At 75.2% G+C, this 21,451-nt stretch carries 15 protein-coding genes and 2 pseudogenes; 6 read left to right on the top strand and 11 right to left on the bottom strand.

The window, feature by feature from the left end:
• Positions 1-7: 7 nt before the first annotated feature.
• From murD to rsmH, 7 genes are all read right to left on the bottom strand, one after another.
• Positions 8-1,477 carry a UDP-N-acetylmuramoyl-L-alanine--D-glutamate ligase gene (murD, locus tag SMD11_RS24505; protein WP_087928491.1) on the bottom strand — a complete coding sequence of 490 codons (1,470 nt, stop codon included), beginning with the start codon at positions 1,475-1,477 and terminating at the stop codon, positions 8-10.
• Positions 1,459-2,523 carry a phospho-N-acetylmuramoyl-pentapeptide-transferase gene (gene mraY, locus SMD11_RS24500; protein ID WP_087928490.1) on the bottom strand — a complete coding sequence of 355 codons (1,065 nt, stop codon included), beginning with the start codon at positions 2,521-2,523 and terminating at the stop codon, positions 1,459-1,461. The genes murD and mraY overlap by 19 nt, the downstream gene beginning before the upstream one ends.
• Positions 2,523-3,944: a UDP-N-acetylmuramoyl-tripeptide--D-alanyl-D-alanine ligase gene (locus SMD11_RS24495; protein ID WP_087928489.1), complete on the bottom strand. Its 1,422-nt coding sequence runs from the start codon at positions 3,942-3,944 to the stop codon at positions 2,523-2,525. The genes mraY and SMD11_RS24495 overlap by 1 nt, the downstream gene beginning before the upstream one ends.
• 65 nt (positions 3,945-4,009) lie before the next feature.
• Positions 4,010-5,698 carry a UDP-N-acetylmuramoyl-L-alanyl-D-glutamate--2,6-diaminopimelate ligase gene (locus SMD11_RS24490; protein WP_087930711.1) on the bottom strand — a complete coding sequence of 563 codons (1,689 nt, stop codon included), beginning with the start codon at positions 5,696-5,698 and terminating at the stop codon, positions 4,010-4,012.
• A 13-nt stretch (positions 5,699-5,711) separates the two neighbouring features.
• A complete protein-coding gene (locus SMD11_RS24485) occupies positions 5,712-7,670 on the bottom strand; it encodes a peptidoglycan D,D-transpeptidase FtsI family protein (protein ID WP_087928488.1) in 1,959 nt (652 codons plus the stop codon).
• Between the two features lie 4 nt (positions 7,671-7,674).
• Positions 7,675-8,325 carry an FtsB family cell division protein gene (locus SMD11_RS24480; RefSeq protein WP_087928487.1) on the bottom strand — a complete coding sequence of 217 codons (651 nt, stop codon included), beginning with the start codon at positions 8,323-8,325 and terminating at the stop codon, positions 7,675-7,677.
• Positions 8,322-9,281, bottom strand: a complete 960-nt coding sequence (gene rsmH / locus SMD11_RS24475) for a 16S rRNA (cytosine(1402)-N(4))-methyltransferase RsmH (protein WP_087928486.1) — start codon at positions 9,279-9,281, stop codon at positions 8,322-8,324. Before rsmH ends, SMD11_RS24480 begins: the two co-directional genes overlap by 4 nt.
• 498 nt (positions 9,282-9,779) lie before the next feature.
• Here rsmH and SMD11_RS24470 point away from each other — a divergent pair, with 498 nt between their 5' ends.
• The 4 genes and pseudogenes from SMD11_RS24470 (at position 9,780) to SMD11_RS24455 (ending at position 15,379) form a co-directional block, all read left to right on the top strand.
• The gene (locus tag SMD11_RS24470) at positions 9,780-10,340 is read left to right on the top strand and encodes a beta-class carbonic anhydrase (RefSeq protein ID WP_087928485.1); all 561 of its coding nucleotides are present in this window, start codon (positions 9,780-9,782) and stop codon (positions 10,338-10,340) included.
• A gap of 155 nt (positions 10,341-10,495) precedes the next feature.
• A complete protein-coding gene (locus tag SMD11_RS24465; RefSeq protein WP_087928484.1) occupies positions 10,496-11,518 on the top strand; it encodes an AAA family ATPase in 1,023 nt (340 codons plus the stop codon).
• Positions 11,518-12,894, top strand: a complete 1,377-nt coding sequence (locus SMD11_RS24460) for a DUF58 domain-containing protein (RefSeq protein WP_087928483.1) — start codon at positions 11,518-11,520, stop codon at positions 12,892-12,894. Before SMD11_RS24465 ends, SMD11_RS24460 begins: the two co-directional genes overlap by 1 nt.
• A pseudogene (locus tag SMD11_RS24455) lies at positions 12,891-15,379 on the top strand (transglutaminase TgpA family protein). Before SMD11_RS24460 ends, SMD11_RS24455 begins: the two are co-directional and overlap by 4 nt.
• A 108-nt stretch (positions 15,380-15,487) precedes the next feature.
• Here the strand turns inward: SMD11_RS24455 and SMD11_RS24450 are convergent.
• The 3 genes from SMD11_RS24450 to SMD11_RS24440 form a co-directional block, all read right to left on the bottom strand.
• Complete coding sequence (locus SMD11_RS24450; RefSeq protein WP_087928482.1) at positions 15,488-15,892, bottom strand: DUF3040 domain-containing protein; 405 nt, start codon at positions 15,890-15,892, stop codon at positions 15,488-15,490.
• Positions 15,893-16,131: 239 nt separating this feature from the next.
• The gene (locus tag SMD11_RS24445; RefSeq protein ID WP_087928481.1) at positions 16,132-16,896 is read right to left on the bottom strand and encodes a methyltransferase; all 765 of its coding nucleotides are present in this window, start codon (positions 16,894-16,896) and stop codon (positions 16,132-16,134) included.
• Positions 16,897-17,328: 432 nt separating this feature from the next.
• Positions 17,329-17,778: an SAV_6107 family HEPN domain-containing protein gene (locus SMD11_RS24440; RefSeq protein WP_087928480.1), complete on the bottom strand. Its 450-nt coding sequence runs from the start codon at positions 17,776-17,778 to the stop codon at positions 17,329-17,331.
• A gap of 169 nt (positions 17,779-17,947) precedes the next feature.
• Between SMD11_RS24440 and SMD11_RS24435 the strand changes: the two genes are divergently transcribed.
• Both SMD11_RS24435 and SMD11_RS24430 read left to right on the top strand, forming a co-directional pair.
• Positions 17,948-18,562, top strand: coding sequence for a TetR/AcrR family transcriptional regulator (locus SMD11_RS24435; RefSeq protein ID WP_087928479.1), 615 nt, complete (start codon positions 17,948-17,950; stop codon positions 18,560-18,562).
• Between the two features lie 337 nt (positions 18,563-18,899).
• Entirely contained in the window at positions 18,900-20,423 is a 1,524-nt protein-coding gene (locus tag SMD11_RS24430; RefSeq protein ID WP_087928478.1) for a phytoene desaturase family protein, read from the top strand.
• Positions 20,424-20,457: 34 nt separating this feature from the next.
• On the opposite strand, the pseudogene SMD11_RS37365 reads toward SMD11_RS24430, so the two are convergent.
• A pseudogene (locus tag SMD11_RS37365) lies at positions 20,458-21,446 on the bottom strand (hypothetical protein).
• Between the last annotated feature and the right edge of the window lie 5 nt (positions 21,447-21,451).

The raw sequence follows: 21,451 nt of genomic DNA, 5'->3' as shown, positions 1-21,451 counted from the left end.
CGGGCGGTTACGCGTCCGTGTCGCGGCCCGCGGCGAGGTCGCGGACGGCCTCGGCGAAGGCCTCGCCGCGCTTGTTGTAGTTGACGAACATGTCCATCGAGGCGCACGCCGGGGCCATGAGCACGGTGTCCCCCGGTCCGGCGAGCCGGGCCGCTTCGCGGACCGCTTCGGCCATCGCACCAGTGTCGGTCCGGTCGAGGTCGACCACCGGCACATCCGGGGCGTGTCGCGCCAGCGCTTCACCGATCAGGGCACGGTCGGCGCCCATCAGGACGACGCCGCGCAGCCGCTTCGCCGACCGGGTCACGAGGTCGTCGAAGGTGGCGCCCTTGGCGAGGCCGCCGGCGATCCAGACGATGGACTCGTAGGCCGCCAGGGACGCCTCCGCGGCGTGCGTGTTGGTGGCCTTGGAGTCGTCCACGTACGCGACGCCGCCGACGTCGGCGACGTGCGCGATCCGGTGGGCGTCCGGGCGGAAGGCGCGCAGGCCCTCCCGGACGGCCGCGGGCTGCACGCCGAAGGCACGGGCCAGGGCGGCGGCCGCGAGGGCGTTGGCGATGTTGTGCGGGGCGGCCGGCTTGATGTCGGCGACCTCGGCGAGCTCCTGGGCGTTCTTCTGCCGGTCGGCCACGAAGGCCCGGTCGACGAGGAGGCCGTCGACCACGCCGAGCTCGGAGACCGCGGGGGCGCCGAGGGTGAAGCCGATGGCGCGGCAGCCCTCCTCGACGTCGGCCTCGCGGACCAGGTGCTCGGTGCGGGGGTCCGCCACGTTGTAGACGCAGGCGACCTGGTTGCCCTCGAAGATGCGGCCCTTGTCGGCGGCGTACGCCTGCATGGAGCCGTGCCAGTCGAGGTGGTCGGGGGCGAGGTTGAGCACGGCCCCGGAGTGGGCGCGGACGGACGGCGCCCAGTGCAGCTGGTAGCTGGAGAGCTCGACGGCCAGGACGTCGTAGGGCTCCGCGCCCGGGGCGTCCTGGGAGAGCACCACGTCGATGATCGGCGTGCCGATGTTGCCGACGGCGGCGGTGCGCAGCCCCGCGGCCGTAAGGATCGAGGCCAGCATCTGCACGGTGGTGGTCTTGCCGTTGGTGCCGGTGACCGCGAGCCAGGGGGCGGCGTTCTCGCCGCGCAGCCGCCAGGCGATCTCGACGTCGCCGACCACGTCCACGCCGGCCGCGGCGGCGGCCGTGAAGAGCGGGCTGTCGGGGCGCCAGCCGGGCGAGGTGACGACCAGGTCGGTGCCCTCGGGCAGGCTCTCGGCGTCGGCGAGGCGGACGGTGACGCCCTCGGCGCCGAGCGCGGCGGCGCGCTCGCGCAGCGCCTCGCCGTCGCCGCCGTCGACCACGGTCACCCGGGCCCCGAGGCCGGCCAGGGCGCGGGCGGCGCTGACGCCGCTCACACCGAGACCGGCCACGGTGATGTTCTTGCCGCTCCAGGCGGCCGCGTCGGAGTGGAGCGTCACTTGATGGCCAGCCATCCCGCGTAGAAGATTCCGAGTCCGACGGCCACGCACAGGCCCTGGATGATCCAGAAGCGGACCACCACAAGGACCTCGCTCCACCCCTTGAGTTCGAAGTGGTGCTGGAGCGGAGCCATCCGGAAGACGCGCTTCCCGGTCAGGCGGAAGGAGCCGACCTGGATCACGACGGACATGGTGATCAGGACGAACAGGCCGCCGAGGAGGGCGAGCAGCAGCTCCGTGCGGGAGCAGATCGCGAGGCCCGCGAGGGCGCCGCCGAGGGCGAGCGAGCCGGTGTCACCCATGAAGATCTTGGCGGGCGAGGTGTTCCACCACAGGAAGCCGAAGCAGGAGCCCATCAGCGCCGAGGCGACGACCGCGAGGTCGAGCGGGTCGCGGACCTCGTAGCAGGCGGCGCCGGCGGTCAGCGGGTTGCCGCAGGACTGGCCGTGCTGCCAGGTGCCGATGAAGACGTAGGCACCGAAGACCATCACGGAGGCGCCGGTGGCGAGGCCGTCGAGGCCGTCGGTGAGGTTCACGCCGTTCGACATCGCGAGGATCATGAACAGCGCCCAGACCACGAAGATCACGGGGCCGACGGACCAGCCGAAGTCCTGGGTGAAGGACAGCTTGGTGGAGGCCGGGGTCTGGCCCCGGGTGTCCGCGAACTGGAGCGCCAGCACGGCGAAGGCGATGCCGACGATCAGCTGGCCGGCCATCTTCGCCTTGGCCCGCAGGCCCAGGCTCCGCTGCTTGACGATCTTGATGTAGTCGTCGAGGAAGCCGACGAGGCCCATGCCCGCGGTCAGGAACAGCACCAGCAGACCGGAGAAGGTCGGCTCGTGGCTGGTGATGACCTTCGTCAGCGCGTAGGCGATGAGCGTGGCGAGGATGAAGGCGATGCCACCCATGGTGGGCGTGCCCTTCTTCCCCGCGTGGCCGCGCGGGCCGTCGTCACGGATGAACTGGCCGTAGCCCTTGCGGGCCAGGAACTTGATCAGCAGCGGGGTGCCGACGAGGGTCAGGACCAGACCGATGACACCCGCGAAGAGGATCTGGTTCATCAGCCCCGGACCTCGCCCTCGCGCTCGAGCAGCTGCTGCGCGACCCGCTCCAGGCCGACCGACCTGGACGCCTTCACCAGCACGACGTCACCCGGGCGCAGCTCGCTGCGCAACAGGTCGACCGCCGCCTGCGTGTCGGACACGTGCACCGACTCCTCACCCCACGAACCCTCGTTATAGGCGCCCATCCGCAGCCAGGCCGCTTCCCTGCCCCCGACTGCCACGAGCTTGCTGACGTTGAGCCGGACGGCGAGCCGTCCGACCGCGTCGTGCTCGGCGAGTGACTCCTCGCCGAGCTCGGCCATCCGACCGAGCACGGCCCACGTACGGCCCCCCCGCGCCGAGGCGGCTTCGCCCATGGCGGCCAGCGCGCGCAGCGCGGCGCGCATGGATTCGGGGTTCGCGTTGTAGGCGTCGTTGACGATCGTCACGCCGTCCGCACGCTCGGTGACCTCCATCCGCCAGCGGGAGAGCTGGCCCGCCCCGGAGAGCGCGGAGGCGATCTCGTGCGCGGGCATGCCCAGCTCATGGGCGACGGCGGCGGCGGCGAGCGCGTTCGACACGTGGTGCTCACCGTACAGCCGCATGGTCACGTCCCCGCACCCGGTGGGTGTGTGAAGCGTGAAGGAGGGCTGTCCGGTCGCGGTGAGGCGGACCCGCTCGGCGCGCACGTCGGCGTCGGCGGACTCGCCGAAGAGGACGACGCGGGCCTTGGTGCGCGTGCTCATGGCACGGACCAGGGGGTCGTCGGCGTTGAGGACGGCGACGCCGCCGTCCTCGGCGGCGGGCAGGGCCTCGACCAGCTCGCCCTTGGCGACGGCGATCTGCTCCCGGCCGCCGAACTCGCCGACGTGGGCGGTCCCGACGTTGAGGACGACGCCGACGCGCGGCGGGGTGATCTCGGTGAGGTAGCGGATGTGGCCGATTCCGCGCGCTCCCATTTCCAGCACCAGGGTGTCGGTGCCGGCGTCGGCGGAGAGGGCGGTGAGCGGCAGGCCGATCTCGTTGTTGAGCGAGCCGGGGGTCCACACCGTGGGGCCGAGGCGTTGCAGCAGCTGGGCGATCAGGTCCTTGGTGCTGGTCTTGCCGGCCGAGCCGGTGAGCGCGACCACGGTGGTGCCGAGCTTCTCCACGACGGCGCGGGCGAGGGCGCCGAGGGCCGCGACGACGTCGTCGACGACGATCGCGGGGACGCCCACGGGACGGGTGGCCAGCACGGCCGCCGCGCCCGCGGCGACGGCGCGCTCGGCGTAGTCGTGGCCGTCGACGTTGTCCCCGGGCAGCGCGGCGAAGAGGCTGCCGGGCCGCACCTCACGGGAGTCGATGACGACCGGGCCGTCGGCCGTACGGCCCGGGTCCGGTATGTCGTGCTGCTGCCCGCCGACAATCGCGGCGATCTCGGCGAGGGACAGAGCGATCACTGAGATTTACCTCCGGCCGTTCGGGAGAGCTTCCGGGGGGAGGGTTGTGCGCGCATGGCGGTCTGTCATCCCTGGTCGTTCCGGTGCTTGGTCGACGCTCCGGGCCGCGCGGCCTCGATGGCCTCGCGCAGCACCTGGCGGTCGTCGAAGGGGCGTACGACTCCGGCGATGTCCTGGCCCTGTTCATGGCCCTTGCCGAGGACGAGGACGGCGTCGCCGGGCTCGGCGCGGGCCACCGCGGCGGCGATGGCGTCGGCCCGCTCCTCCGCGAGGAGGACCGTGCCGCGCTCGTGGGCCGGTACCTCGGCGGCGCCCGCGAGCATGGCGGCGAGGATCGCGAGGGGGTCCTCGGAGCGGGGGTTGTCGGAGGTCAGCACGGCGGTGTCGGCGAGCCGGGCCAGGGCGGCGCCCATGGGGGCGCGCTTGGTCCGGTCGCGGTCGCCGCCGCAGCCGAGCACCGCGTGGATGCGGCCCTCGGTGACCTTGCGCAGGGCGCGGAGAACCGATTCGACGGCGTCGGTCTTGTGGGCGTAGTCGACGACGGCCAGGTAGGGCTGGCCCGCGTCGACGCGCTCCAGGCGGCCGGGCACGCCGGGCACGCCGGCGACGCCGTCGGCGGCGGTCTGCGGGTCGGCGCCGGCGGCGACGAGCGCGGTGATCGCGGCCAGGGCGTTGGCGACGTTGAACGGGCCGGCCAGCGGGGACCGGGCGCGGACGCGCTCGCCGTTCGGGCCGAGGACGGTGAAGACCGAGTCGAAGGGACCGGTCTCGACGTCGGCGGCGCGCCAGTCGGCGTCGGGGTGGCCCTCGGCGGAGAAGGTGGTGACCGGGACCTCGGAGGCGCCCTCGGCGAGCCGGCGGCCGTACTCGTCGTCGAGGTTGACGACGCCGACGCGGCTGCGCGCCTTGGTGAAGAGCTCCGCCTTGGCCTGGAAGTAGTCCTCCATGCCCGTGTGGAACTCCATGTGCTCCGGGCTGAGGTTGTTGAAGACCGCGACGTCGAAGACGCAGCCGTCGACGCGGCCGAGCACCAGGGCGTGGCTGGAGACCTCCATGGCGACCGAGCGGACGCCGCGCTCGCGCATGACGGCGAAGAGCGCCTGGAGGTCGGTGGCCTCGGGGGTGGTGCGCTCGGACTTGATCCGCTCGTCGCCGATGCGGGACTCGACGGTGCCGATGAGGCCGGTGAGCCCGCCCATGGCCTTGAGGCCGCCCTCGATGAGGTAGGCGGTGGTGGTCTTGCCGGAGGTTCCCGTGATGCCGATCTGGAGCAGGTCGCGGCCCGGCTGTCCGTAGATCGTCGCCGCGAGCTCGCCCATCCGGCCGCGCGGGTCGGCGACGGCGAGGACGGGCAGCCCGGTGGCGGCGGCGCGCTCGGCGCCGGCCGAGTCGGTCAGCACGGCGACGGCGCCGAGGCCGGCGGCCTGGGCCGCGAAGTCGGCGCCGTGGAAGCGGGCACCGGGCAGTGCGGCGTAGACGTCGCCCGGCCGCACGGCCCGTGAGTCGTGCGTGATCCCGGTGACGTCGGCGTCACCCGGGGCGGCGATGCCCAGCTGACCGGCCAGCTCCGCGAGGGGCGCGGGGCGGACGTGGGTGGGGCGGGGCGCTCCCGGCTGTACGGCGGGGGCGTCCTGGGTGGTGGGTGACTGATCAGCGTGTGGCACGGCGGTGAGCGTACCGGGCGGACCCGCCCCGTCGCGAAGCGAGGGGCGGTCCGGGCCGCGGTTCCCGGGATCGGGAGTGATGGTCGTCACGGCCGTCACCGGCTCACTCGTCGTCGTAGCCGACCGGCAGCCGCGGGGGCTGGGTGCCGGACGGCGGTACCTGGAGGGTCTTCAGGGAGAACTCCATCACCTGCTTGTAGACGGGGCCGCAGATCTGGCCGCCGAAGTAACTCCCCTTGGTGGGGTTCTGGATGGCGCAGTAGACGGTGATCCGCGGCTGGTCGGCGGGGGCGAAGCCGGCGAAGGAGGCGGTGTAGCCGTGGTAGCGGCCGGTGACCGGGTCCACCCGGTTGGAGGTGCCGGTCTTGCCCGCGACGCGGTAGCCGGGGATCTTCGCCTTGGTGCCGGTGCCCTCGCGGTCGTCGACCACGGACTCCAGCATGTCCCGGAGGCTCTTGGCGGTCTTCTCGCTCACCACCCGGGTGCGCGGCGGGGTGGGTGCGGGGGTGAAGCGGCCGTCGGGGCCCTTGGTGCCGCGCACGAGGGTGGGCCGGACCCGCTCGCCGCCGCCCGCGATGGTGGAGTAGACGGACGCGGCCTGGACGGCGTTGAGGGACAGGCCCTGGCCGAAGGGGATGGTGTACTGCTGGGAGGCGCTCCACTTGCCCGGCTCGGCGAGGATGCCGGGCGTCTCGCCGGGGAAGCCGAGCCCGGTGGGCTCGCCGATGCCGAACTTCCGCAGGTAGGAGTGGAGGACCCGGTTGGCCTGCGGCTGGTCCTTGCCGAGCTGTTCGGCGGCCAGGATGGTGCCGATGTTGCTGGACTTGGCGAGCACGCCGTTGAGCGTGAGGTGCCAGGTGGCGTGGTCGATGTCGTCGGCGAAGGCCCGGTCCGCGCGCGGCAGCCGGTTGGGCACCTCGACCCGGGTCTGCGGGGTGGCGGCGCCCTCCTCCAGGACGGCGGCCATGGTCATGACCTTGCTGACGCTGCCCGGTTCGTAGGCGTCCTGGAGCGCGGCGTTGCCCAGCGAGCCGCTGTCGGCGTGCGCGAGGTCGTTGGGGTCGTAGCCGGGGGCGTTGGCCATGGCGAGGATCTCGCCGGAGCGGGTGTCCTGGACGACGACGTAGCCGCGGTCGGCCCCGGACTCCTCCACCTGGCGGGTGATGGCGCTCTGGGCTGCCCACTGGATGTCCCGGTCGATGGTCAGCTCGACCTGGGAGCCGGGCACGGCGGGCTGCTCCTTGACGTCGCCCGTGGGCACCTGGCGGCCGCCGGACTGGGCGTAGACGAGCTTGCCGTCCCGGCCGGCCAGCACCTTGTCCAGCTGGGCCTCGATGCCGCCGCCGCCACGGCCCTCGGCGTTCACGAAGCCCAGTATCCCGGAGCCGAGGCCGCCGTTGGGGTAGACGCGCTTGCTGTGCGGCTCGCGGTTGATGCCGGCGAGGACGTCGGCGGCGCCCTTCTTCTTCGCCGCCCCGGCGGCCGAGCGCTTCTTGAGCTCCTTGACGCGGGTCCAGGTCTTGGGGGTCTGCTGGCGGGCCAGCACCACGTACTTCGACTTGGGGTTGGCCGTGAGCTTGCGCTCCAGCACGTCCGGGCTCTGGTCCAGGACCGGGGCGAGCAGCGCGGCGGCCTTCCGGGCCGCGCCCTCGGTCCTGATCCGGTCGGGCGTGAGCAGGTCGGGCGCGGCGGTGATGTCGTAGGCGTCGACGGTGGTGGCGAGGGCCACTCCGGTGCGGTCGGTGATGGTGCCTCGCTCGGCGGCCAGGGTCACCGGGATGTAGCGGTTGACGTTGGCGCGGGCCGCGTACGCGCTCGCGTCGAAGGCCTGCACCTGGAGCAGGCGCACGGTGAAGGCCAGCAGGACGAGCGCGAGCCCGAGGCCGACCATGCGCAGCCGGGGGCGGGGGCTGCCGAGCCGGAGCGGCAGGGAGCCGGGGCGGGGGCGGGCGGCGGGGCGGGCCGGCGACCGGGCGGGGGGCCGTGCGGCGCGCGCGGGGCCGGGCACGCCGCGGCGGGGTCCGGGCTGCCTGGGGGGCCGGCCTCCGGGGGTCTGCGGCACAGCGTCACCTGCCGGTGATCGGGGTGGTCGGGTTGTCCGGCACGGTCGGGGCGGGGGCGCCGGTCGCTGCCCATGGTGCCGGTGGTGCGGCGGGTGCGGCGGGCACCGACACGGCCGGAGCGGGCACGGACTGCGGGGCGGGGGGTGCGGCCGGGGCCGCGGGGGCCGGGCCGCCAGGGGGGACCGGAGCGGCGGGCGGCGCCGAGGGGGCCGTGTTCGCCGCGGGGACCTGCGCGGCCGGGGCCGGGCCCGCCGAGGGGGCGAGCGGCGCGGTCCAGCCCGTGGCGTCCATGGCGCCGGCCGGGGCCGGGGCGCCGCGCACGGTGCCGTCGGGGCCGAGGAAGGCGGGGTTGCCGCCGGGGACCATGCCCAGCTCGCGGGCGCGGCGCTCCAGGGCGTCGGGGGCGGCGAGCCGGTCGACCTCCTGCTGGAGGGCCTGCTGCTCGTCGGTGAGCTCGGTGGTCTCGCGCTGGAGCCGGGTGAGGTCGAAGGAGCCCTGGTTGAGCGAGGAATTGAGGAGCAGCAGCGAGATCAGGCCGGAGCCGAGCAGCACCACCACCAGCAGGACGAACGGGGTGCGTTTCGCCCCGGCCGGTCCCACGACGCGCAGCCGGCCGAGCCGGGCGCCCCGGCCGCGGGCGGCGGCCGGGGTCATGGGGCTTCCTCCCGGATGCGCTCGGCGCCGCGCAGCCGGGCGGGGGCGGCCCGCCGGTTCTCGGCGACCTCCTCCTCGGTGGGCAGCTCCGCGCCCCGGGTGAGCAGCTTCAGCCGGGGCTGGTAGCGCTCGGGCACGACGGGCAGTCCGGGGGGCGCGGTGGTGGCGGCGCCGGCGGCGAAGACCTGCTTGACGATGCGGTCCTCCAGCGACTGGTAGGAGAGCACGGCGATCCGGCCGCCGACGGCGAGGGCGGCGACGGCGGCCGGGATGGCCGCCTCGACGCTGGCCAGCTCGGCGTTGACCTCGATGCGCAGGGCCTGGAAGGTCCGCTTGGCGGGGTTGCCGCCGTGGCGCTTGGCGGCCTGCGGGAGCGCGTCGCGGATGAGCTCGACGAGCCGGGCACTGTTGGTGAAGGGCTCCTTGGCGCGCCCCTTGACGACGGCCTCGACGATCCGCTTGGCCTGCTTCTCCTCGCCGTAGCTGCGCAGGATGCGCACCAGGTCGCCGGGGGCGTAGGTGTTGAGGACGTCGGCCGCGCTGATGCCGGTGGTCTGGTCCATCCGCATGTCCAGGGGGGCGTCCTGGGCGTAGGCGAAGCCGCGGTCGGCCTCGTCCAGCTGCATGGAGGAGACGCCGAGGTCGAAGAGGACGCCCTGGACGCGGGGGATGCCGAGCCGGGCCAGCACGTCGGGCAGCTCGTGGTAGACGGCGCGGACCAGGGTGGCGCGGTCGCCGAAGGGGGCCAGCCGCTCGCCGGCCAGCGCGAGGGCGGTGGGGTCGCGGTCGAGGGCCACGAGCCGGGCCTCCGGGAACCGGGTGAGCAGCGCCTCGCTGTGGCCGCCCGCGCCCAGGGTGCAGTCGACGACGACGGCGCCGGGCTCGGTGAGAGCGGGAGCGAGCATGTCCAGGCAGCGCTGGAGCATGACGGGGACGTGTCGCGCGTTGCTGCTCATGCGCCCTTCTGAGATTCGGCCCGGTTCGGCGTGTGCACGGCGAATCCGGAGGGGGCGCGGGGCGCACGTACCGCTGGGTCCCCACCCGCCCCAAGGGGAAGCGGCCGGTCTGGCACCGGGGAAGTGACGCCAGGCGACCGGGGAGCGGGAGGAGGCCGAGAGGTACGTCCGCGTCGCGCACGTGTGGGTTTTTCGGATCCAAGGGGAGCGTGAGGCCTCCCACTTCGCGCCACTTTAGTCCACTCGTCCCCTCGGTCAACCAACCGGAGAGCGCGTCCCGGCGCGGGCGCGGGGCGCGTGCGGAGCGCTCCGGGCGGACTCCCGGGCGGAGCTTCGGGCGGCCGGGGTCGATCTTGGGTGACACGGTCCGGCGCGCCCCTCACCCGTACGGCCGCAGACCGCTCCGGCCTGTGGCTTACCTCACAGGAGGGCACGTCAGGGGTATTTTGTCGGCGCTGGAACAAGCCTGAGGACCGTTCGCCGACTACCTTCGTTCATATGTCGATATCCGCGTCCCAGCCGGCGCCTCAGAGCTCCGAAAGCGATCGCGCCCCCTCCCAGGGCACGGTCACCGACCGTCTCGTCCAGGCCAACGCCAAGTACGCCGCCGCGTTCACCGACCCCGGTATGGACGCCCGTCCCGTCCTCAAGGTCGCCGTGGTGGCCTGTATGGACGCCCGCCTCGACCTGCACGCCGCGCTCGGCCTCGAGCTCGGCGACTGCCACACCATCCGCAACGCCGGCGGTGTGGTCACGGACGACATCATCCGCTCGCTGACCATCAGCCAGCGGGCGCTCGGCACCCGCTCCGTGGTGCTGATCCACCACACCGGCTGCGGCCTGCTCAGCCTGACCGAGGACTTCCGGCACGAGATCGAGGCCGAGGTCGGCCAGCGCCCGGCGTGGGCGGTGGAGGCCTTCAAGGACCTGGAGCAGGATGTCCGGCAGTCCATGCAGCGCGTCCGGACCTCGCCGTTCCTGCCGCACACCGACGACGTGCGCGGATTCATCTTCGACGTCACCACGGGTCTGCTGCGCGAGATCGACCCTCAGGACTGATTGTCCACAGGCGGTGACGGGACACCGCGCAGGCGGCCAGAATGCGTGGAGTGGGCGCGGTGGCCGCTTTTCCGCGGTGTGCGCGGTGTCCGTATTTCGGGGTGGGCCGGGTCCGTGTGTCGGGCCCGGCCCGCAGGAGGGCCGAGGAGGGCCGGGTGACGACGTATGACGAGCGAGCGAGCCTCAGCGATGTGACCACCACCGCCGAGCGGGTCCGCAGGGCGGTGGAGGGTGTGATCGAGGGCAAGCCGGAGGTCGTACGGCTCTCGCTGACGGTCCTGCTCGCCGAGGGGCACCTGCTGATCGAGGACGTCCCCGGGGTGGGCAAGACGATGCTCGCCAAGGCGCTGGCCCGGTCCATCGACTGCTCGGTGCGGCGCATCCAGTTCACCCCGGACCTCCTCCCGTCCGACATCACGGGCGTGAGCGTCTTCGACCAGCAGCGGCGGGACTTCGAGTTCAAGCCCGGCGCGATCTTCGCCCAGATCGTGATCGGCGACGAGATCAACCGCGCCTCGCCCAAGACCCAGTCGGCGCTGCTGGAGTCGATGGAGGAGCGGCAGGTCACCGTCGACGGCCACACCTACGAACTGCCCAGCCCGTTCATGGTGGTGGCCACCCAGAACCCGGTCGAGATGGAGGGCACCTACCCGCTGCCCGAGGCGCAGCGCGACCGCTTCATGGCCCGGGTCTCGATGGGCTACCCCAGCCCCGAGGCCGAGATGCGGATGCTCGACGCCCACGGCGTCGTCGCCCCGCTGGACGACCTCCAGCCGGTGGCCCACGCCCACGACATCCTCAAGCTGGTCGACGCGGTCCGCACGGTGCACGTCGCCGACTCCGTCCGCCGCTACGCGGTGGACCTGGTCGCCGCGACGCGCCATCACCCCGAGCTGAGACTCGGCGCGTCGCCGCGCGCGACGCTCCACCTGGTGCGGGCCGCGAAGGCCGCCGCCGCCCTGGCCGGCCGGGAGTACGCCCTGCCCGACGACGTCCAGGCGCTGGCCGTCGCGGTGCTCGCGCACCGGCTGCTGCCCACGGCGCAGGCCCAGCTCGGCCGCCGCACGGCCGAGCAGATCGTCCTGGAGCTCCTCCAGCGCATCCCCGTGCCCGACCCGGCCGCACAGCACCGCTGGGCGTCCAACGGCCAGCGGCCCCCGGGCGCGCGGAGGCTGTGATGGACCGGGGGGAGAGCGCCCCGGGGGCCGGCCTGCCCGGCGACGGGGCGCGGGAGCCGGACCCGGGATATCTCCGGGGCCTGTGGGCCGCGCTCGGCGGGCTGACCACCCGCGGCCGCTCGTTCCTCGCCGCCGGCGTCGCCGCGGCCGGCTGCGCGTACGTCCTGGGCCAGTCCGACCTGCTGCGGGTGGGGCTGCTGCTGGCCGTGCTGCCGCTGGTGTGCGTGCTGGTGCTGCACGGCACCCGCCACCGGGTCACGGGCAGCCGGCGGCTCACGCCCGCCCGGGTGTCCACGGCCGCCGAGGCCCGGGTGCACCTCCGGATCGACAACGTCTCCCGGCTGCCCACGGGCCTGCTGATGCTCCAGGACCGGGTGCCGTACGTCCTGGGGCCCCGCCCCCGCTTCGTGCTGGACCGGGTGGAGCCCGGCGGCCGGCGCGAGGTGGCCTACCGGGTCCGCTCCGAGCTGCGCGGGCGCTATCCGCTCGGCCCGCTCCAGCTGCGGCTGACGGACCCCTTCGGCATGTGCGAGCTCACCCGCGGCTTCAGCGCCTTCGACACCCTCACGGTCGTCCCGCGCGTCGATCCGCTGCCCCCGGTGCGCCTCGGCGGCGAGGCCTCCGGTCACGGCGACGGCCGCCTGCGGTCGCTCGCCCTGGCCGGCGAGGACGACGTCATCCCGCGCGGCTACCGCCACGGCGACGACCTGCGCCGGGTGCACTGGCGCTCCACCGCGCGCCACGGCGAGCTGATGGTGCGCCGCGAGGAGCAGCCGCAGCGGGCGCACTGCACGGTCCTGCTGGACACCCGCGCCGTCGCCTACGAGGGCGTGGGGCCGGACGCCCCCTTCGAGTGGGCGGTGTCCGGGGCGGCCTCGGCCGCCGTCCATCTGCTGGAGCGGGGGTTCGCGGTGCGGCTGCTGACGGACACGGGCGGTGTGCTGCCCGGCCCGGACGGCGGGGGCGGCGCCCACGGCACCTCGGACGCGGCGGGCCTGATGCTGGACACCCTGGCGGTGGTCGACCACTCCGCGGGCGACGGCCTGTCGCCCGCGTACGACGCGCTGCTCCGCGGCGGTGAGGGGCTGCTGGTGGCGTTCCTGGGCGGGCTCGACGAGGCGGAGACGGCGGTGGTCGCGCGGATGCGCGGGCGCAGCCGCGCGGCGGTGGCCTTCGTGCTGGACCCGGCGGCCTGGGCGGCGGACGCCCGCGCCCACGACCCCCGGGCCCGGGAGGCCGCCGAGGGGCGGCTGCGGGTGCTGCGCGAGGCGGGCTGGGCGGCGCTGCCCGTCGCCCCGGGCGCCTCGCTGCCCGAGCTGTGGCGGCTGGCGGGCGCCCCCTCGGGCACGGCGGGGCAGCGGGGAGGCGTCGCGTGAGCGGGCGGATGCGGCTGGCGGTGTGCGCCGCGCTGGCCACCCTGGCGGCGGCCTGCGCGCTGCTGCCGCTCGTCGAGAGGTCGGGCTGGATCCTCCAGGCCGCGCTGCTGCTGGCCGTGCAGACGGCGGTGGGCGTGCTCGGCCGCCGGGTGCCGCTGGCCCGGCCCCTGACGGTGGCCGCGCAGGCCCTGGCGGGCCTGCTGCTGCTCACCGTGGTCTTCGCCGGTTCCCGGGCGGTCGGCGGGCTGCTGCCGGGCCCGGACGCCTTCCGCGAGTTCGGCCAGCTGGTCCAGGAGGGCGCCGAGGACGTCGGCCGGTACGCCATCCCCGCCCCGGCGACGACGGGCATCAGGCTGCTGCTGGTCGGCGGCGTGCTGGTGGTCGGCCTGGTCGTGGACGCCCTGGCGGTGACGTACGGCGTCGCCGCGCCCGCGGGTCTGCCCCTGCTGGCGCTCTACTCCGTGGCGGCCGGGCTGGCGAAGGACGGCACGGACTGGCTGTGGTTCCTGGTGGCGGCGGCCGGGTATCTGGTGCTGCTGCTGGCCGAGGGCCGGGACCGGCTCGCCCGGTGGGGCCGGGTGTTCGGCGGCGGGGCGGGCGGCTCCGGCTTCGCCCCGGCGGGCTCCGTGCCCGCCCCGGTGCGCACGGGCCGGCGGATCGGCGCGCTCGTGCTGGGCATCGCGCTGGTGGTGCCGGCCATGCTGCCGACGATGGACAGCGGTCTGCTGGAGTCCCCCGGCCGGAGCGGCGGGTCCGGCGGCGGCGCCGACGGGGTCACCTCGGTCAAGCCGCTCGTCGCGCTCCAGGACAGCCTGAAGCAGCCGGTGAACCGCGAGGTGATGCGCTACCGCACCTCCACGGCGAACACCCGCGACCTGTATCTGCGCATCGTCGCCCTCGACCAGTTCGACGGCTCCTCGTGGCGCTCCTCCGACCGCCGGCTGACGGACCTGCCGGACGAGCTGCCCACCCCGGCCGGCCTCGCCCCCGACGTCCGCGCGGACCTGGTCAACACCTCCGTCGCCGCCTCCGGTTCGTACGCGCAGAACTACCTCCCGCTCCCCTACCCCGCCGAGCGGGTGCGGGCCGACGGCCGGTGGCGGTACGAGCCGGAGGGCCGCGCCCTGGTGGGCGAGCGCGGGCAGACGACCCGGGGCCTGCGCTATCAGGTGTCGAGCCTGCTGGTGGAGCCGACGGCCGAGCAGCTCGCGGAGGCGCCCGCGCCGCCCACCCAGGTGCTGCGCGAGTACACCAAGGTGCCCTCGTCGCTGCCGTCGGTGGTGGCCCGGACGGCCCGGGAGGTGACGGCCGGCTCGGCCAACGCCTATCAGCAGGCGGTGCGGCTCCAGGACTGGTTCGCGGTCGACGGCGGCTTCCGGTACGACACGGAGGTCGACTCGGGCAGCGACGGCCAGGCCGTCGCGAAGTTCCTGAAGGACAAGCGGGGCTTCTGTGTCCATTTCTCCTTCTCGATGGCCGCCATGGCCCGGACGCTGGGCATCCCCGCCCGGGTCGCGGTCGGCTTCATGCCGGGCACCCCGCAGGCGGACGGCTCGGTGTCCGTCGGCTCCAAGGACGCGCACGCCTGGCCCGAGCTGTATTTCGAGGGGCGGGCTGGACCCGCTTCGAGCCGACGCCCAGCCGGGGCTCGGCGCCCGAGTACACCGTCTCCCAGCAGCCGTCCGCGGTCGACCCCGGTGCGCCGAGCCCGGTGCCGGACCGTTCCGCGGCACCGGCCGCGCCGCCGGCGGCGGACGACCGCTGCACGGCGCAGATGAAGAAGCAGGAGGGCTGTGTGCCGCCGGCGCGGCAGGCGGGCGGCGGTGGCACGACCGACGACGGCCTCTCGCCGGGCGCGGTGGCGGGTATCGCGGTGGCCGTCCTGGCCGTGGCGGCGCTGCCCCTGCTGCCGCTGCTGTGGCGCGGGCGGGTCCGGGCCCGCAGGCTCGCGGCCACCGCGCCCCGGCGGCGCGGGCGGGCGGGCCGGGCGCCGGAGGGCCCGGCTCCGGGGACCGGGGACGACCCGGCCCCGGTGGCGGAGCGGGACGCCGTGGTGGCGGAGCGCACCCTGGCGGCCTGGCGGGAGCTCACCGACTCCGCCTGGGACTACGGCATCGCGCCCGACGAGGCCCGGTCGCCGCGGAGCGCGGCGGAGCGGATCGTCCGGCTCGGAGGGCTGGAGGGGGCCGCCGCCGAGTCCGCGGGCCGGGTCGCCACGGCGGTCGAGCAGGTGCTGTACGCGCCCCGGCCGCGGCCGGCCGACGGGCTGGCGGGCGACGTCGGCCGCGTCCTGGCCGGGCTGCGGGCCCACGCGGGGCGGGGTGCCCGGCTGCGGGCGTCCCTGGCACCGCGCTCCGCGGCCCGGGTGCTGTGGGAGCTCGCCCGGCGCCGGTCCGCGGCGGCCGAGCGGCTGCGGACGGGCCGGCCCGCGGCCCTCTGGCGCCGGGCGGGGGCGGCCCTGCGCCCGGCCCGCCCGCGCGGCTGACGAGCCGTCAGGCGGCGTCAGGGGCGAAGCGGAAACGGAAACGGCGTGGGGCCGGGACATCCTGTCCCGGCCCCACGCCGAAAGGCATAGTTCAAAAAGAGAAGGGGCTCAGTGGCCCTGCTCGTCGCGTCGGCGCTGCCAGCGCTGCTCGATGCGGTCCATCACGGTCCGGCGCTGCCGGGCCTGGCCGCGGCTCGGGCCCGCCATGGGGCCCGCGGCGCCTCGCCGGTCACCGGGCCTCGGGGCCTTGCGCCAGCCGGTGACGGCCAGTGCCGCGCACCCCAGCATCACGAGGAAGCCCACCACGCTGATCCAGTACTGCCCCGGAATCATCACGCCGGTCATGAGGAGCGCGATGCCCACCAGAAATCCGGCGACCGCCTGGTAGACCCGTCGCCGGGTGTACGTGCGCAGGCCGCTGCCCTCGAGCGCTGTCGCGAACTTGGGATCTTCGGCGTACAGCGCTCGCTCCATCTGCTCGAGCATGCGCTGCTCGTGCTCCGAGAGCGGCACGGAGTCCTCCTACTCGTCGGTCGCGGGGGGCGACCGGGGTGCGGCCCTTCCAAGGATAGGCAGGGAATCGCCCCCGTGAAACCCGCCCCTCTGCGCCAATCCGCCCACCGCTGCCGGCCTGGCGATCGGTGGTGTCGAGACGTACATTCCCGCTCCGCCGATACGCCATGCCGGACGGTGTCCCCCGATCATACGGGGCGAAGCGGCTGATCGGGTGGCCTGTGACCTACCGCGCGCGGTCAGCCACGCTCGGCCAGGACGTGCAGTTGAGTGGCCACGGAGTGGAAGGCGGGCAGCTCGGCGGCGACGGCCTCCAGCTCCAGCAGGGCGGCCATGGCGCCGGGCTCGGCGTCGAGCAGCACGCCCGGCACCAGATCGGCGAAGACCCGCACGCCGTGCACCGCCCCGACCTCCAGGCCGGCCGCGGTGACCAGCGCGGACAGCTGGTCGGCGGTGAACCGGCGCGGGACGGGGTCGCCGGTGCCCCAGTGGCCCGTGGGGTCGGTGAGGACCTGCTTGGCCTCGGCGAAGTGACCGGCGAGGGCGCGGGCGAGCACGGCGCCGCCCTGGCCCGCGGCCAGCAGGCTGAGGGTGCCGGCGGGACGGAGCGCCTCGACGACGTTGCGGACGCCCTCGGCGGGCTCGTCCACGTACTCCAGCACGCCGTGGCACAGGACGGCGTCGTAGGCGCCGCGCTCCACGACGTCGAAGAGGCCGTGGGCGTCGCCCTGGACACCGCGCACGCGGTCGGCGACACCGGCCTCGGCGGCCCGGCGCTCCAGCGCGAACAGGGCGTTGGGGCTCGGGTCCACGACGGTCACATGGTGGCCGAGGCGGGCGACCGGCACCGCGAACTTGCCGGAGCCGCCGCCGGTGTCGAGGACCTCCAGCACACCTCCGGTATCCCGCCCGGCGGCCTTGACCCGGCGGTCCAGGGCGTCCCGCAGGACCTCCCAGACCACGGCGGTACGGAGGGACGCCCGGGGGCGCAGCGGGTCTGACACGGCGGGTGGCTCCTCGACAGTGCGACGAAAGGGGTGGAACGGCCGGACAGCCGACGCGGACGCCCGGCTGACCTGGGCGTGCGGCTCCCAGCCTAATGGGCCGGATCGTGCGCCTCCGACGACGACGCGGGCCGCTCGCCGAGGGTGGCGGAACCGGAACAGTTTGCGCGGGAGCGGGCGCGAGCGACAGACCGCCTCCGCGGGTGGTGGGGTGGAGGTGTCCTTTCCCCGGCCCCGCCCCTTCCCGAACCGGGGGTGTTTCCCCGGCCCCCCTTTTTCCGCGCTCCGCGCGGTGTCCTCAAGCGCCGGACGGGCTGATTTCAGCCCGTCCGGGGGCACCTCCCAGCGGTAGCTGGGGGAGTTTGAGGACCGGGGCCCGGGGCGGAGCCCCCGGTTACGGGAAGGGGCAGGGCAGGAGCCACCACCCGCGCCTCAGCCCGCCTCGCGCGGCAGTCGCCGCGGCACGGACAGCTCCGCCTCCACCAGCCGCAGGAACACCGCCGCGTCCCGCAGCAGGTCGTCCGCCTCACGGGCCGTCGCCGCCGAGGGGATGCCCGCCTCCGCGCGGGCCCGGCGGGCCGCGCCGGAGGCGAACAGCGCGCTCCATTCGGACAGTTCCGGCGCGACCTCCGGGAGGACCTCCCAGGCGCTGCGGATGCGGCGGCGGCGCCGCTCCGTGGTCTCCGGGCGGCCGCGGACGGCGAGGACCGCGGCGGCGGTGCGCAGGGCGGCGAGGTGCGCCGTGGCGTACCGCTCGTGGGGGGCTTCGAGGGCGGCGGCCTCCACCAGGCCGTCGTGCGCCTGGGAGAGCAGGTCGAGGGCCGCGGACGGGACCGCGGCGGGGCGCGGCACGGGACGGACGCCGCTCGCGCTACGAGCCATGACGAACCTCCTTCGTCGGGGGCGGGCCACCGCGCGGAGGCGGAGCCGCCATCTGTCCCCATCGTGGCGCATACCACTGACAATCGGCCTGAGCTGCGCGAACGCCCAAGTCGTGGCATGGAGTTGACGGCAGCGCCGGCGGCCGGGCGACGGCAGGGAGAATCGGTTCATGGACAGCAGCAGCACGCGCCGCCGGAACACCCGGCGGAAGCTCTTCGAAGCCGCGGTCACCCTCATCGCCGAACAGGGCTTCTCCTCCACCACCGTGGACGAGATCGCCGAACGGGCCGGAGTCGCCAAGGGCACGGTCTACTACAACTTCGCCAGCAAGACCGTGCTCTTCGAGGAGCTGCTGCGGCACGGCATGGAGCTGCTGGCCGAGTCCCTCCAGCAGGCGGCGGACGAGATGGCCGGCCGCGGCGGCGGCCGGGTGGACGCCCTGGACGCGATGATCCGGGCCGCGCTGGACTTCATCGCCCGCTACCCGGCGCTGACCCGGCTGTACGTGGCGGAGCTGTGGCGGACCAACCGGGCCTGGCAGCCGACGCTGACCGAGGTGCGGCAGCGGACGATCGCGGTGATCGAGTCGATCCTGCGGGAGGCGGTGGCGGCGGGCGAGCTGGGCCCGGAGGTCGACATCCCGCTGACGGCGTCCGCGCTCTTCGGGATGGTGCTGGTGGCGGCCCTGGACTGGCAGTCGTTCCAGCCCGAGCGGTCGATCGACGACGTGCACGCGGCGCTCTCGCGGCTGCTCCAGGGGCGGGTCGGCGGCGGCGCCCGCTAGCGGCGGCGGCACCGGGGCGGCCGGCGCGCGGCGGACCCGGGCGCTGTTCCGGCGCGGACCGATCCCCCTCGGCCGACGCCGGAACAGCGTTCCCCCGTGTTCCCCCCGAGCCCCCGTTTCCGCGGGACCCCCGTGCTCCCCCGGTCACGTCAGGGGCCGCGGCCCGTTCCGCCGCCCCGTGTCGGCGGTCCGGGAACCCGCGCCCCTTCCGTGGTCACCACTCTCCCCTTCCGGGCGGTGCGGACCATCCGTGCGGCTACTCATCTCCTCCTCTGAGTACGCGTACTCACGCCTGAGCGTTCAGCCCCATCGGGTGCCGCCGGATAAAGTCGCACCCATGGCACGGATTGCGGTGATCGGCGCCGGGACGGGCGCGATGGCAGCCGCCGCCAGGCTGGCCGTCGCGGGCCACCGGGTGGCGGTGTACGAGCGGGCGGAGACGCACGGCGGCGGGGTCGGACGGCTGGCGAGGGAAGGTTTCGCCTTCGACACCGGGCCGGGGCTGCTGCACCTGCCGGCGGTCTACCGCGATCTGTTCGTCAAGACCGGCAAGGAGTCCCTGGAGCACAGCGTCGAGCTCGTCCAGGTCGACCCGGCGAGCGGTCACGTCTTCGCCGACGGCACGGCCGTCTCGCTGCCCAACGCCTCCCGCGCCGGTGTGGTCCGGGCCCTGGACGAGGCGGTCGGCGCGGGCGCGGGCGAGCGCTGGAGCGAGCTGGTCAACCGGGCCCGCGAGGTCTGGGACGCGACCCGGCGGCCGCTGCTGGAGGAGCCGCTGCGGGCCGGGCCCGCCGCCCGCGAGGCACTGGCGCGTGACCCCTACCCGGCGGTGCGCAGGCGCGGCCTGTTCCGGCGGAACGCCCCGGCCACGCTCGCGTCCGTCGCCGAGAGAGAGCTGACGGACCCCCGGCTCGTGGCCCTCCTGGAGAGCCACGCCCTGGCGTACGGGCTCGACCCGCGGCGGGCACCGGCGAGCGCGACGGTGCTGCCGTACATGGAGCAGACCTTCGGCAGCTGGTACGTGCGCGGCGGCATGCGGGGGCTCGCGGACGCGCTGCACGCGCGGTGCGTGGCCCGGCGGGTGGAGTTCCGCTTCGCCGCGGAGGTGGTGCGCGTCCTGGAGAAGGACGGCCGGGCCGCCGGCGTGGAGCTGGCCGGCGGCGAACGGGCCGAGGCGGACATGGTGGTGGCCGCGGTCTCCCCCGGCCGCCTGACCGCGCTCGCGCCGGACGCGGCCGGCGGACGGCCGCACTCCGCCGGTCCGGTGCCGCCCGGCCGGTTCTCGGTGTTCCTCGCGCTGCGGGGCGGCCGCCCGGAGGGCACCGCGCACCGCACGGTGGTCCACACCCCCGACCGCGGCGCGGAGTTGGCGGGGATCTTCGATGAGGCCCGGGCCGGCGACGGCCTGCGCTACCGGCCGACGGTGACCGTGCTGCGCCCGGACGACGCGGGCACGAGGCCGGACGACGGGCACGAGGCCGTCACGCTCACGGCGACGGTCGCGCCGCACGGCGCGGTGGACTGGACGGACGAGCGGGCCGTCACCGGCTTCGCGGAGCGGATGACGGACGCCGCGGAGGCGGCCGTTCCGGGCCTGCGGGAGCGGCTGCTGTGGCGGGAGGTGCGCACACCGGCCGACACGGAGGCCACGACCGGCGCCGAGGGCGGCGGGGTGCCCGCGCCCGTACTGGCGGGCGCCGAGGGGGCGTTCCTGCGGCCGGGGAACGCGACGGACGTTCCGGGCCTGTACCTCGCGGGCGGTTTCGCCCACCCCGGCGGCGGGCTGGCACACGCCGGGATGTCGGGCGCGATGGTGGCCGGGCTCATCGTGGACGGGGCCGACTGGCGGGGCTCGCAGTGAGCCGGGCGCCGGCCGGCGCCCGGCCGGCGGCGGGTCAGTAGCGGTACTGCTGCCCGTCGTGGCCCGGCAGCTGCTGCGGGGGTAGGGCTGCTGCGGCGGCCCGGGCGGCGGCGGGTTCTCGCCGTCGCGCTGCTGGGGCACCCACACACCGCCGGGCGGGGTGTCCATGTCGTACTGCTGCGGCTGCTGGGGTGCGTAGCCGTCCGTGGGGTACGTACCCGTCCCGTACTGCTGGGGGTACGGCTGGTACTGCCCGAAGGCGTCGTAGTTCTCGTAAGCCTGCGGGCGGCTGCCGATGTACGGGTCGGAGTACGCGGCGTACTGACCCTGGCCCTGCCCGTAGGAGGGGTCGGGGGTCTGCCCGGCGTAGGTGTCGTAGCCGGTGAAGCCGGAGCCGTCCGGAGCGGGCGCCTCCGGGGCGTAGCCGGTGTCGCCGTAGCCCCCGTACGAGCCGTCCTGGGCGCCCGGGGTGAACGGGGCCGCCTCGCCGCCGCCGTGCGCGGCCGGGCCGCTCCCGGCCGCCGGGGGCGTGCCGGGCATCAGGTCCGGGCCCGTGCCGGGCTCGGGGAAGGACAGGTCGAGGGCGGCGGTCTCCTGGAGGGCGGGCTCGGGCAGCGGCTCCGCGGCCCGCTCGGCCTTGCGGCGCCGTCCGGCCCGGGGCGCGCCCGCGCCGGAGGGCTCGTCGGCCGAAGTGCCGGACGGGGCGCCGCTCTTGTCCCGCTTGCCCTTCTTGCCCCGCTCGTCCCGGTCGCCCTGATCGTCGCGCTTGTCGCGGCGGAGCGACCAGCCGGTGGAGAAGCCCCGCCGGAAGGAGAGCGTCACATAGGTCTGGCCGATCGCGAAGGCGATCGCGCCCACGGCGATGACCACCACGGACGGGATGACGACGCCGACGACCACGCCGAGGAAGCCCACGAAGGCGAGGAGCCGCCAGCGCAGCCGCGCCTTGTACTGGAGCAGCACCTCGCCCAGCAGCCAGAGCGCGACGACGCCGAACGCGATGTAGAGGACCGTCCAGCCCATTTACG

The sequence above is a fragment of the Streptomyces albireticuli genome (assembly GCF_002192455.1).
Taxonomy (GTDB): Bacteria; Actinomycetota; Actinomycetes; order Streptomycetales; family Streptomycetaceae; genus Streptomyces; species Streptomyces albireticuli_B.
This window is presented reverse-complemented; position numbering and strand designations above follow the sequence as displayed.

Bases quoted from the DNA above. Each gene is read 5' to 3' on its own strand.
- murD (WP_087928491.1), bottom strand. From the start codon at position 1,477: ATGGCTGGCCATCAAGTGACGCTCCACTCCGACGCGGCCGCCTGGAGC.
- mraY (WP_087928490.1), bottom strand. From the start codon at position 2,523: ATGAACCAGATCCTCTTCGCGGGTGTCATCGGTCTGGTCCTGACCCTC.
- SMD11_RS24480 (WP_087928487.1), bottom strand. From the start codon at position 8,325: ATGACCCCGGCCGCCGCCCGCGGCCGGGGCGCCCGGCTCGGCCGGCTG.
- rsmH (WP_087928486.1), bottom strand. From the start codon at position 9,281: ATGAGCAGCAACGCGCGACACGTCCCCGTCATGCTCCAGCGCTGCCTG.
- SMD11_RS24470 (WP_087928485.1), top strand. From the start codon at position 9,780: ATGTCGATATCCGCGTCCCAGCCGGCGCCTCAGAGCTCCGAAAGCGAT.
- SMD11_RS24460 (WP_087928483.1), top strand. From the start codon at position 11,518: ATGGACCGGGGGGAGAGCGCCCCGGGGGCCGGCCTGCCCGGCGACGGG.
- SMD11_RS24440 (WP_087928480.1), bottom strand. From the start codon at position 17,778: ATGGCTCGTAGCGCGAGCGGCGTCCGTCCCGTGCCGCGCCCCGCCGCG.
- SMD11_RS24435 (WP_087928479.1), top strand. From the start codon at position 17,948: ATGGACAGCAGCAGCACGCGCCGCCGGAACACCCGGCGGAAGCTCTTC.
- SMD11_RS24430 (WP_087928478.1), top strand. From the start codon at position 18,900: ATGGCACGGATTGCGGTGATCGGCGCCGGGACGGGCGCGATGGCAGCC.